This window comes from Flavobacterium sp. GNP011 (assembly GCF_056428925.1).
In genome coordinates this window covers 195,678-209,247 of sequence record NZ_JBWJVJ010000001.1, presented here as the reverse complement: position 1 = coordinate 209,247, position 13,570 = coordinate 195,678, and the positions used below count along the sequence as shown (strand labels likewise).

Sequence of the window (13,570 nt, the reverse complement as noted above, 5' to 3'; positions counted from 1 at the left end):
CCGTAAATTTGTACAAAGAAAGTACAAGATGAAAAAGATCGCATTATTTGCATTACTAGTATTAACCGTGGGTTGCTTATCGGCAACGGCACAAAAAACAAAAAAAACTAAGATGAAAAAAGTATTATTTGTTGTTACCAGTCATTCTGAACTAGGAAACACAGGAGAAAAAACGGGATTTTGGACAGAAGAATTTGCTGCTCCATATTATGAATTACTAGACAAAGGTGTTCAAATTGATATTGCTACGCCAAAAGGTGGACAACCTCCAATTGACCCAAAAAGTGAAGACCCATCTGCCGCAACAGAAGACACAAAACGTTTTGATGCCGATACTGAATTGCTAGCAAAACTTAAAAACACGCACAAATTAAGCGATGTAAAAGAGTCTGATTACGATGCGGTTTTTTATCCGGGTGGACACGGACCTTTATGGGATTTAGCTATTGATGCTAATTCTAGCGCTTTGATTGAGTCTTTTTACACCAATAACAAACCTGTAGCTTTTGTTTGTCACTCACCAGCAGTGTTGAAAAACGTGAAAGTAAATGGAGAATTTTTAGTGAAAGGTAAAAAAGTAACTGGTTTTTCAAACACCGAGGAAGAAGCGGTTGGATTGACTAAAGTTGTTCCTTTTTTATTAGAAGATGCTTTGCAAGCCAACGGAGCTATTTACTCTAAAGTAGCAGATTGGAATCCATACGCAGTAGAAGATGGTTTGTTAATTACAGGTCAAAATCCAGCTTCGTCTAAATTAGTTGCTGAAAAATTATTGGCTCAATTGAATTCAAAAAAATAAAAGAAAGTTGCTAAGATACTTTAAAAACTCAGAGTCTAAGTATCGTAGCACCTCTTTTTAAAATAAAAATATCATGTTAAACTTCGAATTATACAATCCTACCAATTTAGTTTTTGGAAAAGGACAAATAGAAAAACTATCCACGCTAGTGCCTCAAGGAGCGAAAATCCTTTTGGCGTATGGCGGTGGAAGTATTTTCAAAAATGGTATTCACGAGCAGGTAATCAAGAATCTTAAAGATTTTGAAATTGTTGAATTTGGTGGAATCGAACCCAATCCGCATTTTGAAACTTTGATGAAAGCGGTTGACGTAATTAAGAAACAAAACATTGATTTCATCCTTGCCGTTGGTGGAGGTTCTGTAATTGATGGGGTAAAATTTATTTCGGCAGCCGTACATTTTGAAGGAAATCCAATGGAAATTCTACAAAAAAGATTGTTGATTAAGGATTTATCTAAAGTAATACCTTTTGGAACAGTTCTTACTTTGCCAGCAACAGGAAGCGAAATGAATTCTGGTTCAGTAGTTACTATCAAATCTACTCAAGAGAAATTGGCGTTTGGAGGTTCAGCTTTGTTTCCAAAATTCTCTATTTGTGATCCAACAGTCATTCAATCGTTACCAGAAAGACAATTGCAAAATGGAGTAGTAGATGCGTATACTCACGTTTTAGAGCAATATTTAACTTATCCGCACGAAGGCTTTTTACAAGATCGTATTGCCGAAAGTATTTTGCAAACCTTAATTCAAGTAGGTCCTGAAGTTGTTGAAAACCCATCAGATTATGCCTTGGCTTCTAACTTTATGTGGAGTTGCACCATGGCCTTAAACGGATTAATTCAAAAAGGAGTTCCATCTGATTGGGCTACGCACATGATTGGTCACGAGCTTACGGCTTTGTACGGAATTGATCATGCTAGAACGTTAGCAGTAGTTGGTCCAAATTTATATCGCGTAATGTTTGAAACCAAAAAAGGGAAATTAGCACAATACGGAAAACGTATTTTCAATTTAACCGGAACAGATGAGGAAATTGCAAATGAAGCGATCAACAAAACAGTAGCCTTTTTTCACACAATGGGAATGGACACTAAATTGTCAGACTACACTAAAGAGTACGATAAAACTGCTGATTTCATAGTAGACCGCTTTAAAGAAAGAGGTTGGTTAGGTTTAGGTGAAAAACAATTGGTTACACTTGAAAAAGTAAAAGCCATTGTTGAAATGAGTTATTAAACTTCAAACGCACTTTTATACCATAAAAAAAGGCGTTCTCTACAATAGGGAACGCCTTTTAACATTCTAAAATATAACTAACTCACTCAATTCAAATAATTGTTAAAATACTGTTTACTAATTAGGTATAACGTCGTATAACTAAAAATAGTATAGTATAATTAAAAAAAACATAATTATATTTTACTTTTTTAAGACAAATTTTCAAAAAACTTAGTATACACAATACTTCCGACAATAATTAAATTTGCTTCATTAGACCTTTTTTAAGTACTTTTGATTAAATTCAGTAAACAATGACCGATAATAAAAAATTTGCAGTAATTGGTGGTGGGAGTTGGGCTACAGCAATAGCTAAGATGCTTTGTGTAAATCTTGACGAAATAGCTTGGTACATGCGTAATGAAGCTGCAATAGAACATCTTAAAACCTATAAGCACAATCCTAACTATTTGAGTTCGGTTGAGTTTGACGTTAAAAAATTAAAACTTACAAGCGATATTAACGAGGCAATAGCCTATGCTGATTATATTATTTTTGCTATTCCATCTGCCTTTCTTGGTGCAGAATTAGAAAAACTTACCGTTTCATTAGAAGATAAAATCATCTTTTCAGCCATAAAAGGAATTGTTCCAGAAACAAGCCTCATAGTGGGCGAACATTTTCATGTAAAATATGATATTCCGTATTACAACATTGGTGTCATAACAGGTCCTTGTCATGCCGAAGAAGTAGCTATGGAACGCCTATCATACCTAACCATTGCTTGTGGCGATCCCGATAAAGCCAAAACGGTGGCTAAAAATTTATCAGGAAACTACATTAAAACTAAAATCACAGATGATATTATAGGTACTGAGTATGCTGCTATGCTCAAAAACATTTATGCTATTGCAGCAGGAATTGCACACGGTTTGGGATATGGCGATAATTTTCAGTCTGTATTGATGAGCAATGGGATTCGCGAGATGAAAAAATTCATCAAAAAAGTACATCGCATGAAACGCAACATCAACGACTCCGCTTATTTAGGGGATTTATTGGTGACCGGATACTCTGTTTTTTCTAGAAATAGAATGTTTGGAAATATGATAGGTAAAGGATATACCGTAAAATCAGCCATGATGGAAATGAGTATGGTTTCTGAAGGCTACTATGCAGCCAAAAGCGCTTACAAACTCAATCAAGCTTATGGCGCCAAAACACCAATAATAGATGCTGTACATAGCATTTTATATGAAGGTCAAGATGCGAAGGCAGTATTTAAAAAACTAACCGACAAACTTGACTAGAAAATCGTCAGTATCCAAAATTTAAAAAACATCTTATGAGCGAACGGTGGAAATATCAAATTAAGATGGGTGGTATTTGGGGTGTATTTATGACAGTTTTCAATGTATTGTTTGACATCAAGGAAACTACATTTGCAGCGCAAGTTGCCGCTCCTGCTTTTTATTTTAAAGCCATCGCTTATATATTAGTAGGGATATTTGTTTTGGGGCATTTTACTTGGAAATCCAAACAAAAACAAAACCTATAATTTTTTAATTTTGAGCGAAAGATGGAAATACCAACTTAAAACGGGATTGATTTTAGGAGTTGTATTCCAACGATTTTTGCCAGAGCTAAAACATTCAAAATATTATTAAAAGATTTTTTACACAAAAAAAGCAGTCAAGAGACTGCTTTTTTTGTATTCCTATATTTTATTTTGTCTTGTACACTTTTTGCAACAAAGTAAATTACCTAACAATAACACCGTCAACAAATAAAATAGGCACTTCTTCTACTTCCGTTTCATTAATAGCGTTTGCTTTGAAAATAAATTTTTTATCGTACAATTTCCCATCCATGAAAAACGTGAGCATGAATTCATTATTAAGCGCTAAAACACTTTTTTCAATCATTTCGACTTTAACAACCGATACCGCTGGAACTTCTATAAAAGCGTGACGCAAAAGTGATGTTTTTTTCATTTCACCATCTATTGTTCCAAAGGCTTTGGAAACAACCATCACACTTTCGATCAAGTAATCGCTATCGTTTACTAGATAAGCGTACCATACTTTTTCCATAAAATCGTCGCTCCATTCATGCACTGCTGCAAAAAAAACGTTTTCTACTTCGGGGATGATGATGTCTTTTTTCATAATTTAGTCGTAAAGTCTAAGGTCGTAAAGTCATAAAGTCGAGTGAAAAACTATAACTAGTATTTCTTTCGACTTTATAACTTTTGCTATATTGAGGATTTAAATTGCTCTAAGAAACGAACGTCATTTTCGTAAAACATACGAATATCGCCTATTTGATACAACAACATCGCAATACGCTCGATTCCCATTCCGAAGGCAAAACCTGTGTGCTCTTCTGGATTGATGTTGCAATTTTTCAACACATTAGGATCTACCATACCACAACCACCTATCTCTAGCCAGCCGGTTCCTTTGGTAATTCTATAATCTGTTTCAGTTTTTAAACCCCAGTAAATATCAATTTCGGCACTTGGTTCTGTAAATGGAAAATAAGAAGGACGCAAACGGATCTTTGATTTCCCAAACATCTCTTTAGTAAAATACAACAAAGTTTGTTTTAAGTCGGCAAAAGAAACGTCTTTATCAATGTACAACCCTTCCACTTGATGAAAAATACAGTGGGAACGAGACGAAACAGCCTCATTACGAAAAACGCGCCCTGGTGAAATGGTACGAATAGGCGGCTTGTTGTTCTCCATGTAGCGCACTTGAACAGATGAAGTGTGTGTACGCAACAAAATATCTGGATTAGTCTGAATGAAAAACGTGTCTTGCATATCACGCGCTGGATGGTATTCTGGCAAGTTCAATGCAGTAAAATTATGCCAATCGTCTTCAATTTCTGGACCTTCAGAAACGTTAAAACCTATTGTGGAAAAGATGTCTATAATTTGGTTTTTAACCAATGAAATAGGGTGACGAGAACCAATAATAACCGGTTCAGCAGAGCGAGTCAAATCACCATAAAACCCTTTACTTTCTTCTTTACTTTCTAAAGCTTCTTGTATGGATTTTACTTTTTCTTCGGCAGTGGTTTTCAGCAAATTCATAATTTGTCCAAACTCCTTTTTTTGATCGTTTGGTACATTTTTGAACTCAGCAAACAAATCTTTCAAAAGACCTTTGCTTCCTAAAAATTTAATTCGAAACGCTTCTAATTCAGTTGCATTTTGAGTTGAAAAAGCTTGAGCTTCGCCGATATATTCTTTTATCTTGTCTATCATTTTCCTTCCGTAATTGAGAGTGCAAATTTATGAAAAAGTTTTCAGTTTTCAGTCGCAGTTTCTAGTAGATTCATTCTGAAAACTGCGACTGTGACTGTCAACTACGAAATTACTTCGCGTTCCAAGAAATAATTCACAATGGCTTCTTTCATCAAAACCGATTGTTCTCCTGCCTTTAACGCTGGTAATTGCTCTTTAACTTTGTAATGAGGCCAACCGTCTTTGTCAAAAAACTCAAATTCATAGTAACCATAGGGCTCTAACAAACGGCAAATGGCAATATGCATCAAATTGAGTTTTTCGTCTTTTTTAAATTCTTGGTGCACTTTGCCTAATTCTTGCACACCAATTAAATAAATAATGGCGTCTAGATCTAGATCCTCGCCTTGCGAAAATTGATCAGAAAGTAGTTGAACCAACTGTTCCCAGCGTTCTTTTAGTTGTATATCTCTGGACATTGTTTAAAGTTTGAATGATGGATTATGAATTATTGATGTACAACTCATAATATTATGTGCACAAAGATAAGAACTTGAAAATTGGCAATTGATAGTCAACAATTCTTTTATCTTTGTTCTTTATTTAAATCGCTATATTTTTGTTTTTATGAGTTTTCTAGATATTATATTAGGTGCATTACTAGCTTTTGCTGGGTTTAAAGGTTTAAAAAATGGTCTTTTTGTTGAACTAGCTTCCTTAGTTTCGTTAGTATTAGGAATCTATTTAGCTATTAAATTTTCATTTTTTACAAAAGAAATCATTTCGGGATTTGTAAACTGGAATCCCAATACCATCCAAGTAATAGCGTTTATGATTACGTTTTTAATCGTTGTTGTAGCAGTAACATTTTTAGGTAAATTCCTCACTGGGATAGCGAGTTTTGCTTTCTTAGGATGGGCCAATTCTATAGGTGGTGGTTTTTTTAGAATATTAAAAACCGTTTTAATCTTAGGAATTGTATTTTCAATTTTTGAAAAAATAAATTACAATCATATTTTGATCAAGAAAGAAACACTTGATAAATCCATATTTTACAATCCTGTTCAAAAAACTGCTGCTTACCTCTACCCTTCCTTACAAGAGTGGTATAGCAGTTTGAAGAAAAAAAATAAAGAATAATCTACTTCACTTCCTTAATCGCACTACTTTCAATCCAACCAGAAGTTCCATCTGTAAGTTGGATTTTTTTCCATTTTCCAATAGTTTCAAAAACGTAGACTTTGGCTCCTTCATGTATTGCTAACAATGGCTTTCCACCTTCTCTCGGTTCTTTTTTCACATCTGTTTTTTCGGCAAAAACGATCGCCGGTCGTTCAGAATAATAATACTTTTTCTCAAAAAATGCAGCCGAAAGTATAACCAGAAGCAATACAAAAGCTACACTCATTCCGGTAAAAAAAACTCTTTTTAAAAGTGGTTTTCGAGAAAAATAATATACCAAAAAGAACGTGAAAAATAAAAATGAAAAACCTAATGCAATCTTTCCCCAAACGTCATAGTCAAACTGTCCCGTAAAGTCTTGTATGAGTTTTGCAAAGCCTACTTTAGGAATCACCTTAAACTCATCAATGGTTCTTTTTTGGGCGAATTTTAAGTTCCCCGCCGCCTCAACGTTTTCTGGATTTAGTACAAGGGCTTTCTCATAATTGTAAATAGCTGGCGCAACTTGATTAAGCTTATAGTAGGCATTACCCAAATTAAAATACAACTCTGATGAATGTTGGTTGTTTCTTAAAACACTTTCATAAGCCGCTGCAGCCTCAGTATACTTTCCTTTTGCATAGAAAGCGTTGCCGTTCTCAAAGCCACTTTGGGCAAAGAAAAATTGGGTTGAAAATAAAAGTAGATATAATATGTTTCTCATTATAATATTTATTTGCCACAGAGGCACAAAGTCCTTTTACTTAAAAATTAATTTTAATACTCTTATTATGAAATCTGTTTTTCTAAATCTGAAATTATAACTACCGCTTTGTCAAAATCCTGTTGAATCGTGACACTTGACGAAGGTGCATAACGCGCTATTTCACAATTTTCAGTAAGTGTAATAAAATCGGTTACCGCTTCTGGATTTGCATTACGAGACAATAATAATTCTTGAATATTATCCTTACTCATTTCTGAGGTTTCAATATTTAGTTTGGCTTTCAAGAAATTATGCATCGCTTTTTCTAATGCCACATAAAACAGTTCTTTATTGTTGATTTGTTTCTTGGCTTCTGATAAATATTTCTTGGCTAACTTGTTATTCATGCGGACTTTGTTTCCAGCAACATCACCATCCATAGCTTCTTTCTTCTTTTTGAACAATACTATCAGCGGTATCAATAAAAAAGGAAGCAATAACAACCCCGTAAACATATTAGAACCTAAAAAATCTTTCTTATTTATTGCAACAAAATTAGTCTTTGACTTAATATTTTTAAATTCTTCTACAGTCGCTATTTTATTTTTATTACCCTTTGTAGCAGTAGAATCTACAGGCGTAGGCCCATCAAGTACATGTATCATGATTTCTGGTGAACGCAGGGTTTTATAGGTTCCAGAACTTAAATCAAAATATGAAAACTGCATTGGTTTTACCGGATAATTCCCTTTGTATTGCGGAACTATAGCATAACTATCAACTGATTTTCCTGCCATTCCAGTTAGCGGTGTGCTAATGTCTTCGCTGTGAACGGCATCATACATTTCAAGAGCATTTGGAACTACTGGTTTTGGCAAACTAAATAGTTTTAAATTTCCTTTTCCGGTAACGCTCACAACCAAATCTAGGCTTTCACCATGTTTTAAATTAGTCTTTGATGGAGCAACTTTAAAATCAAAATCACCCACTGCACCGGTAAAATCATCTGGTTTGCCTGCTTCAGGTAGTGGTTTTACGTTTATTGTTTTGGCTCCAGCCGAAACTCTTTTTGTAGTTTCGGTGAGTAGCATTCTACCAAACATATCTCTACGATTAGTAGGTAATTGCACATCAACGGTTAAGGAAAGAGGCTCAATTTTAAGTCTACCCGATTTTTGAGGATACAATATTACTTTCTTGAGAACAATATACCTGAAATTTTGACCTTTAAAAATGCCTTCTTCGGCAACTAGTTGTTTTATCTCGATGTTTTGACTCCAAAAATCATTGTATTTGGGTTTACTTGTTTCCCCAAGATTTGTAATACCAATGTTTGCAAAATACAATTTATATACTACCGTAACGGGCTCATTGAGATATGGATTAGTCTTAGAAACATCAGCAACCAAATATAAGTTTTCATCACCAGAAATTTGAGAATCGTTAGGATCTCTAGGCTGCTCTGTAGCTGCTGTAACCGTTATTTTTATGGGAGCTGTCTTGTAAATTTGCCCGTTGTACTCAATAGCCGCGGACTTGATTACAAAAGTTCCTTTTTGATTGGGCACCAAAAAATAAGAATATGCTTTTTCAAAAGAGCTTCTCCCGTTTACCCAAGACTGACTCACTTGCTGACTAGGTCCGGCAATAATTCTGAAACCATCAAAAGATGGCTGCACGAAGTTATCGCCATCTACATTCATCATAAAATCAATACGCAATCTTTCATTCAAACCTAGCGTAGTTTTGCTTACTCTGGCCTCAAATTGAACCTGAGCGCTCAGCGTGCTACACACCAATAAAACAATCGCTGCAATGTATTTTTTCATTTTCAAAATCTCTAATTGAATTACCAATCTTTTTCTGTTTTAACTGGTTTTCCTTTTACTTTTTGGGCATTAACCTTGTCTTGAATTTTCTTTTCCTCTTTATTTACAGCGTCTAAAAGATTTTCTAAACGGTCTTTAGAGATTCCTCCTGGCGCAGGTTTAGGCTCTCCTTTTTCATTTGGTTTCGGATTTTTATTTTGCTTATCCTGATCGCCTTTGTCGTCCTTTTTATCTTTTCCCTTGTCGTCTTTTTTATCTTTTTCTCCGTCTTTCTTGTCGTCTTTTTTATCTTTATCCTTATTTTTCTTATCGTCTTTTTTCTTGTCGTCCTTCGGCGGATTGTCTTTTAGCATTTTTTTAGCCAAGGCATAATTATAACGTGTTTCCTCATCCTTTGGATCATTACGCAACGCATTTTTATAGGCTTCTACGGCTTGCGTATAATCCTTTTCATTCATAAATACATTTCCTAGGTTATGAAAAGCACGGTGTTTTTCGGGTCTTGTTTTCGAATTTTTTAAGGCTTTCGCAAAAGCAAATTTAGCTTCACTAGACTGTTTTTGTTTGTAGATACTGTTTCCAAGATTAAAAGGCGCAGCAGCTTTATTAGGGAATTTTGAATCCGAAATTCGATAATTGGCTTCAGCATCCGAAAATTTATTGCCCGCATATTCTTGGTTTGCTTTGGGCAAAATTCGGTCTTTTTCTTGAGCAAGCAATCCAGCTGTACCGCAAAAAACACTGATTAAAAAAGCAACTATAATTATTTTAAATCTTTTCATTTATTGTAGCTCTATGTCCTAAGGGTTTTGAAAACCTTTTGAAAATAATTATTTATTCTCGTTAAATAAATCCAATTTCTTAATCCAACTTGTTTTTCTTTCCAATAGAAAAACATCTGCAAATAACAACAAAAAGGCAAAGCCCAAAAACCATTGAAATTGCGATTGAAAATCGGCCATTTCCGTAGCTTCAAATTCGGTTTTTTGAATATTGTTTAGTGCATTTTTGACATATTCTAAAACTTCTTTTGTGTTATTTCCGTTTACATACCCTCCTTTTGTGGTTTTTGCAATCAATGTTAAACTTTCAGGCACCAACTTTGTAATTACAACTTCATTATTGCTGTCTTTTTTAAAACCTTCAACAACACCGTTTCGTTTTAGTGGAATTGTTCCTCCTTTTTCGGTACCTACTCCTATAGTGATAATTTTAATTCCTAGTTTAGCGGCTTCTTCTGCTGCAGCTTCTGCACCTTCATTATGATCTTCACCATCTGAAATCATAATTAAAAGCTTGCTCGTTTTCTTATCATCAAAATAAGTAGCTGATAACTTGATAGCCTCATTAAATGATGTCCCTACAGAGGAAACCATATCCGTATTCATGCTTTGTAAAAACATTTTAGCCACACTATAATCCGTAGTGATGGGCAGTACAGGAAAAGCACTCCCGGCATAAGCAACAATTCCTATTCGATCACTACCAAGCTGGTTGATAATTTGCGAAACGATTTGCTTGCTTTTGTCCAATCGGTTTGGAGCAACATCTTCGGCCAGCATACTTTTGGAGACATCCACAGCAAAAACAATATCAATTCCCTCGCGTTTTACCGTTTCCATTTTTGTTCCAATCTTTGGGTTTACCAGACCAATAATAAGCCCTAGCAAAGCCAAAATAAAAATTACAATTTTTAGAACAGGTTTAAACATGGAGCTGTCAGGACTCAGTTTTTTCACCATTTCTAAATCACCAAATTCACGTTGTTTTTTTCTTTTCCAATATAAATTGAATAAAAAAACCAACACTACTAGAGGCAGTATCAATAAGAGGTATAAATATTTTTTTTCGTCTAATTCCATTTTTTTACTTTTAGTCGCAGTATTCCGCTATAGTTTTGAACTGAAAACTGTGAGAGCGACTGTCATTATACAAAGCTTCTAAAAACCGTATTTCTTAATCCTACTTCCAGCAATACTAAAAATCCAGCAATCCATATAAACGGTCTGAATTTTTCATCATAATCATAAAACTTAAGTTCTTCTATTTCTGTAGTTTCTAGTTTATTGATCGATGCATAAATCTCGGCTAACTTATTATTACTGGTTGCTCTAAAATATTTTCCATCGGTTTTCTTGGCAATATTTTTCATTAATTGCTCATCAATCTCCACTTTCATCATTTGGAACAAAAATTTTCCATTAGGCGCAATAGCATACGGAAACATTGCCATACCATTAGTACCAATTCCTACCGTATACACTTTTATTCCGTATTGTTTAGCAATGTCAGATGCCGTTTCTGGCTCAATAAATCCGGCATTATTTACACCATCAGTCAATAAAATAACTACTTTACTTTTAGCTTGACTGTCTTTTAATCTGTTTACTGCAGTTGCTAGTCCCATACCAATTCCGGTTCCGTCTTGCAAAACATTGTCATATTTAATGCTGTTAATGGCATTAAGAATAACGGCTTTATCACTGGTTACTGGTGTTTTTGTATACGCTTCAGAGGCATAAACCACAAGCCCAATTCGGTCATTTGGTCTTTCTTGAACAAAATCGGCTGCTACTCTCTTGAGGGCTTCCATTCTATTAGGTTTCAAATCTTTGGCAAGCATACTTCCTGATACGTCAATTGCCATTACAATATCAATCCCTTTTGTAGTTTTCGTTTTATTGCTAATATCTACCGTTCTTGGTCGTGCCAATGCAACGATTAACGAACATAAGGAGAGCACTCGCAACACGTTTAACGTGGGTTTTAACTTAGTCAAAAATGATTCTGAACCTTTGAATCCTTCCAATGAACTCATTTTTAAGGTAGCCGATTGCTGCTTATTTTTTTGGAAAAACCAAAAAATAACAATTGGGATTAATACAAACAACCAAAAAAATTCTGGGTTTAAAAAAGTGATTTTGTCCATTATTTACTTGCTTGTTTTAATTCGACTGTATTTAAAACCCGTTCCGAAATTTCATTTCCATAAGAATCTCCTTCTTCATGAAAAATTAAAATTTGTTGCAAACCACCTTCTTGACTAAACAATAGTGCCTCATAATACATTCGTGCTGTAGTTTTGTTTTGGCTGTCCAGTTGAGAAAAAGTTCCGTAGGCTTTTAATCCTTTTACACCTTCTGGCGTTTCAAATTCTTCTTGCTTGACAATCATGTTTTGTGCTCCTTGTGCTTCTAGAGATTGTAAAGCGCCATCCATTGATTTGGCCAAGTCAATTTGAGTTTCGGCCTTATATTTTAAAGTAGAAACCATCACATAGAAACGATCTACAATGCTACCATAACCAAAAGATTGCATTTCTTTGATTAATGCCATTCCGTTTTTAGGAAGCGTTTTGGTAAGATCTACACGTTTTAAAACCTTTGGAGTTTCAATGACAATACCTGGATTTCCGTATTCACTTTTCACCCATTCCCCCTCTAATAATTCTTTAGTAGGGTGACCCATAATGTTGTCTTTCACAAAATCAAAACCTCTAGTTGCAATAAAATAGGCGGTCACGGCAGTTACAAGAAGAAGAACACTTACAATAGCGGTTTGAATTCGTTTTTTTCTTTGCTTGCGTAATTGCAATTCAATTTGTTTTTGTTTTTGAGCTTCGTTTAAAAGTAATTCTTCTTCAAGCGGAACCTCAACTGGGATTGATTTATCTAACGTTAAAATAACTTTTTGAATTTTGTTGCGATCCTCCGTTATTTCAAAATCAAGAGGCTTTGATTTGGCAAATTTTACTAAATCGGCTTGCTTTAAAACTCGCTCCAGGTTTTCAATAATTTCCTGTGAAAGTGTCATTTTCTTTTTGACAGAAGCCGCTCTTAATCCCTGAATCAACTCCGATGTTGTGCTTTCCATGGCTGGAATTTCAATCGCTTCTTCGATATAATTTCTAGCAATATCTGTTAATTCACTATAATAAGCCTTGACTTCTCCTTTTTGCCAAAGTTCTTTTCGCTCTAAGGTGTCTAATAATGTTGTTGCTTTTTCAATAGGAGTTTTAAAAACTTCTTCTTGTAATTTTTTCTCCTGACGCTTTTTTAGAAACCAATAAATCAATACAGCAATCCCTGCAAGTAATAGAATTGCCAAAACATATTTCCACCAGTTACCCATAGTCTCCTCTGCTGGAGCAATGTCTTTAATGTCATACATTTTTTGTTTTAGCGTATCCACTTGCACATTGGCAACTTCTACTAAAAGTGAATCCGTAAGAAAGGCTTGGTTGTTGATGAAAATTTTAAACCTAGGAATAACATACCTCCCAGAATCAAATTGGGTAAGTCCATATCTTTTTGTCAATTCATATCGGCCTTCTATTTTAACGGTATCAACTGGATAAGACTGAATGACTTCTAATGCGCCAAAGTTTCTCGATTTTGGAAAAAGTACACGGCTTGACGAATCTACCGTTGTTTTTATAGACAACTTAAACTCGGCACCAATCTTATTTTTAATTGTATCAATACTTGTAACCACTTGCTTTTGTTGTGCAAAAACAGCCGTAGAAAGCAGCAATAGTAGTAGATATAAATGTTTTTTCATGTTGTATTATTGAACCTCTTTTGATTTTTGATTGCTAGTAAAC

14 protein-coding genes are annotated in these 13,570 nt (G+C 34.7%); 5 read left to right on the top strand and 9 right to left on the bottom strand.

Translation table 11 applies throughout. From position 1 onward, the window contains the following. The first annotated feature begins 28 nt into the window (after nucleotides 1-28). The 4 genes from AC061E_RS00895 (at nucleotide 29) to AC061E_RS00880 (ending at nucleotide 3,576) form a co-directional block, all read left to right on the top strand. Nucleotides 29-799 carry a type 1 glutamine amidotransferase domain-containing protein gene (locus AC061E_RS00895; RefSeq protein ID WP_478284579.1) on the top strand — a complete coding sequence of 257 codons (771 nt, stop codon included), beginning with the start codon at nucleotides 29-31 and terminating at the stop codon, nucleotides 797-799. 73 nt (nucleotides 800-872) lie between these two features. Then, nucleotides 873-2,036 (top strand): iron-containing alcohol dehydrogenase, encoded by a 1,164-nt coding sequence (locus AC061E_RS00890; RefSeq protein ID WP_478284578.1) that lies wholly within the window; start codon nucleotides 873-875, stop codon nucleotides 2,034-2,036. A gap of 296 nt (nucleotides 2,037-2,332) precedes the next feature. Then, nucleotides 2,333-3,328: an NAD(P)H-dependent glycerol-3-phosphate dehydrogenase gene (locus tag AC061E_RS00885; protein ID WP_144890235.1), complete on the top strand. Its 996-nt coding sequence runs from the start codon at nucleotides 2,333-2,335 to the stop codon at nucleotides 3,326-3,328. Between the two features lie 35 nt (nucleotides 3,329-3,363). Then, nucleotides 3,364-3,576 carry a hypothetical protein gene (locus tag AC061E_RS00880; RefSeq protein ID WP_478284577.1) on the top strand — a complete coding sequence of 71 codons (213 nt, stop codon included), beginning with the start codon at nucleotides 3,364-3,366 and terminating at the stop codon, nucleotides 3,574-3,576. Between the two features lie 202 nt (nucleotides 3,577-3,778). Here AC061E_RS00880 and AC061E_RS00875 read toward each other — a convergent pair whose 3' ends face one another. The 3 genes from AC061E_RS00875 to AC061E_RS00865 form a co-directional block, all read right to left on the bottom strand. After that, the gene (locus AC061E_RS00875) at nucleotides 3,779-4,186 is read right to left on the bottom strand and encodes a hypothetical protein (RefSeq protein WP_478284576.1); all 408 of its coding nucleotides are present in this window, start codon (nucleotides 4,184-4,186) and stop codon (nucleotides 3,779-3,781) included. A gap of 86 nt (nucleotides 4,187-4,272) precedes the next feature. Then, nucleotides 4,273-5,292 carry a phenylalanine--tRNA ligase subunit alpha gene (gene pheS, locus AC061E_RS00870; RefSeq protein WP_478284575.1) on the bottom strand — a complete coding sequence of 340 codons (1,020 nt, stop codon included), beginning with the start codon at nucleotides 5,290-5,292 and terminating at the stop codon, nucleotides 4,273-4,275. Between the two features lie 101 nt (nucleotides 5,293-5,393). Then, nucleotides 5,394-5,750 (bottom strand): hypothetical protein, encoded by a 357-nt coding sequence (locus AC061E_RS00865; RefSeq protein ID WP_086453259.1) that lies wholly within the window; start codon nucleotides 5,748-5,750, stop codon nucleotides 5,394-5,396. 148 nt (nucleotides 5,751-5,898) lie between these two features. On the opposite strand from AC061E_RS00865, the gene AC061E_RS00860 reads away from it, so the two are divergent. Then, on the top strand, nucleotides 5,899-6,411 hold the full coding sequence (locus AC061E_RS00860) for a CvpA family protein (RefSeq protein ID WP_478284574.1): 513 nt from the start codon (nucleotides 5,899-5,901) through the stop codon (nucleotides 6,409-6,411). Between the two features lies 1 nt (nucleotide 6,412). On the opposite strand, the gene AC061E_RS00855 is transcribed toward AC061E_RS00860, so the two are convergent. The 6 genes from AC061E_RS00855 to AC061E_RS00830 all read right to left on the bottom strand — a co-directional run bounded on the left by AC061E_RS00855 (nucleotide 6,413) and on the right by AC061E_RS00830 (nucleotide 13,527). Next, on the bottom strand, nucleotides 6,413-7,156 hold the full coding sequence (locus AC061E_RS00855) for a tetratricopeptide repeat protein (RefSeq protein ID WP_478284573.1): 744 nt from the start codon (nucleotides 7,154-7,156) through the stop codon (nucleotides 6,413-6,415). 65 nt (nucleotides 7,157-7,221) lie between these two features. Further along, complete coding sequence (locus AC061E_RS00850) at nucleotides 7,222-8,967, bottom strand: BatD family protein (protein ID WP_478284572.1); 1,746 nt, start codon at nucleotides 8,965-8,967, stop codon at nucleotides 7,222-7,224. A 20-nt stretch (nucleotides 8,968-8,987) separates the two neighbouring features. Next, nucleotides 8,988-9,749 carry a tetratricopeptide repeat protein gene (locus AC061E_RS00845; protein WP_478284571.1) on the bottom strand — a complete coding sequence of 254 codons (762 nt, stop codon included), beginning with the start codon at nucleotides 9,747-9,749 and terminating at the stop codon, nucleotides 8,988-8,990. Between the two features lie 48 nt (nucleotides 9,750-9,797). After that, nucleotides 9,798-10,829: a VWA domain-containing protein gene (locus AC061E_RS00840; protein ID WP_478284570.1), complete on the bottom strand. Its 1,032-nt coding sequence runs from the start codon at nucleotides 10,827-10,829 to the stop codon at nucleotides 9,798-9,800. 65 nt (nucleotides 10,830-10,894) lie between these two features. Beyond that, the gene (locus AC061E_RS00835; protein WP_478284569.1) at nucleotides 10,895-11,896 is read right to left on the bottom strand and encodes a vWA domain-containing protein; all 1,002 of its coding nucleotides are present in this window, start codon (nucleotides 11,894-11,896) and stop codon (nucleotides 10,895-10,897) included. Next, nucleotides 11,896-13,527, bottom strand: a complete 1,632-nt coding sequence (locus AC061E_RS00830) for a hypothetical protein (RefSeq protein ID WP_478284568.1) — start codon at nucleotides 13,525-13,527, stop codon at nucleotides 11,896-11,898. The genes AC061E_RS00835 and AC061E_RS00830 overlap by 1 nt, the downstream gene beginning before the upstream one ends. Nucleotides 13,528-13,570 lie beyond the last annotated feature (43 nt).

Excerpts from the sequence above, each read along its gene's own strand:
- pheS (WP_478284575.1), bottom strand. The coding sequence starts at position 5,292 with ATGATAGACAAGATAAAAGAATATATCGGCGAAGCTCAAGCTTTTTCA.
- AC061E_RS00850 (WP_478284572.1), bottom strand. The coding sequence starts at position 8,967 with ATGAAAAAATACATTGCAGCGATTGTTTTATTGGTGTGTAGCACGCTG.
- AC061E_RS00845 (WP_478284571.1), bottom strand. The coding sequence starts at position 9,749 with ATGAAAAGATTTAAAATAATTATAGTTGCTTTTTTAATCAGTGTTTTT.
- AC061E_RS00840 (WP_478284570.1), bottom strand. The coding sequence starts at position 10,829 with ATGGAATTAGACGAAAAAAAATATTTATACCTCTTATTGATACTGCCT.
- AC061E_RS00890 (WP_478284578.1), top strand. The coding sequence starts at position 873 with ATGTTAAACTTCGAATTATACAATCCTACCAATTTAGTTTTTGGAAAA.
- AC061E_RS00895 (WP_478284579.1), top strand. The coding sequence starts at position 29 with ATGAAAAAGATCGCATTATTTGCATTACTAGTATTAACCGTGGGTTGC.
- AC061E_RS00865 (WP_086453259.1), bottom strand. The coding sequence starts at position 5,750 with ATGTCCAGAGATATACAACTAAAAGAACGCTGGGAACAGTTGGTTCAA.
- AC061E_RS00880 (WP_478284577.1), top strand. The coding sequence starts at position 3,364 with ATGAGCGAACGGTGGAAATATCAAATTAAGATGGGTGGTATTTGGGGT.
- AC061E_RS00860 (WP_478284574.1), top strand. The coding sequence starts at position 5,899 with ATGAGTTTTCTAGATATTATATTAGGTGCATTACTAGCTTTTGCTGGG.
- AC061E_RS00875 (WP_478284576.1), bottom strand. The coding sequence starts at position 4,186 with ATGAAAAAAGACATCATCATCCCCGAAGTAGAAAACGTTTTTTTTGCA.
- AC061E_RS00830 (WP_478284568.1), bottom strand. The coding sequence starts at position 13,527 with ATGAAAAAACATTTATATCTACTACTATTGCTGCTTTCTACGGCTGTT.
- AC061E_RS00835 (WP_478284569.1), bottom strand. The coding sequence starts at position 11,896 with ATGGACAAAATCACTTTTTTAAACCCAGAATTTTTTTGGTTGTTTGTA.
- AC061E_RS00855 (WP_478284573.1), bottom strand. The coding sequence starts at position 7,156 with ATGAGAAACATATTATATCTACTTTTATTTTCAACCCAATTTTTCTTT.
- AC061E_RS00885 (WP_144890235.1), top strand. The coding sequence starts at position 2,333 with ATGACCGATAATAAAAAATTTGCAGTAATTGGTGGTGGGAGTTGGGCT.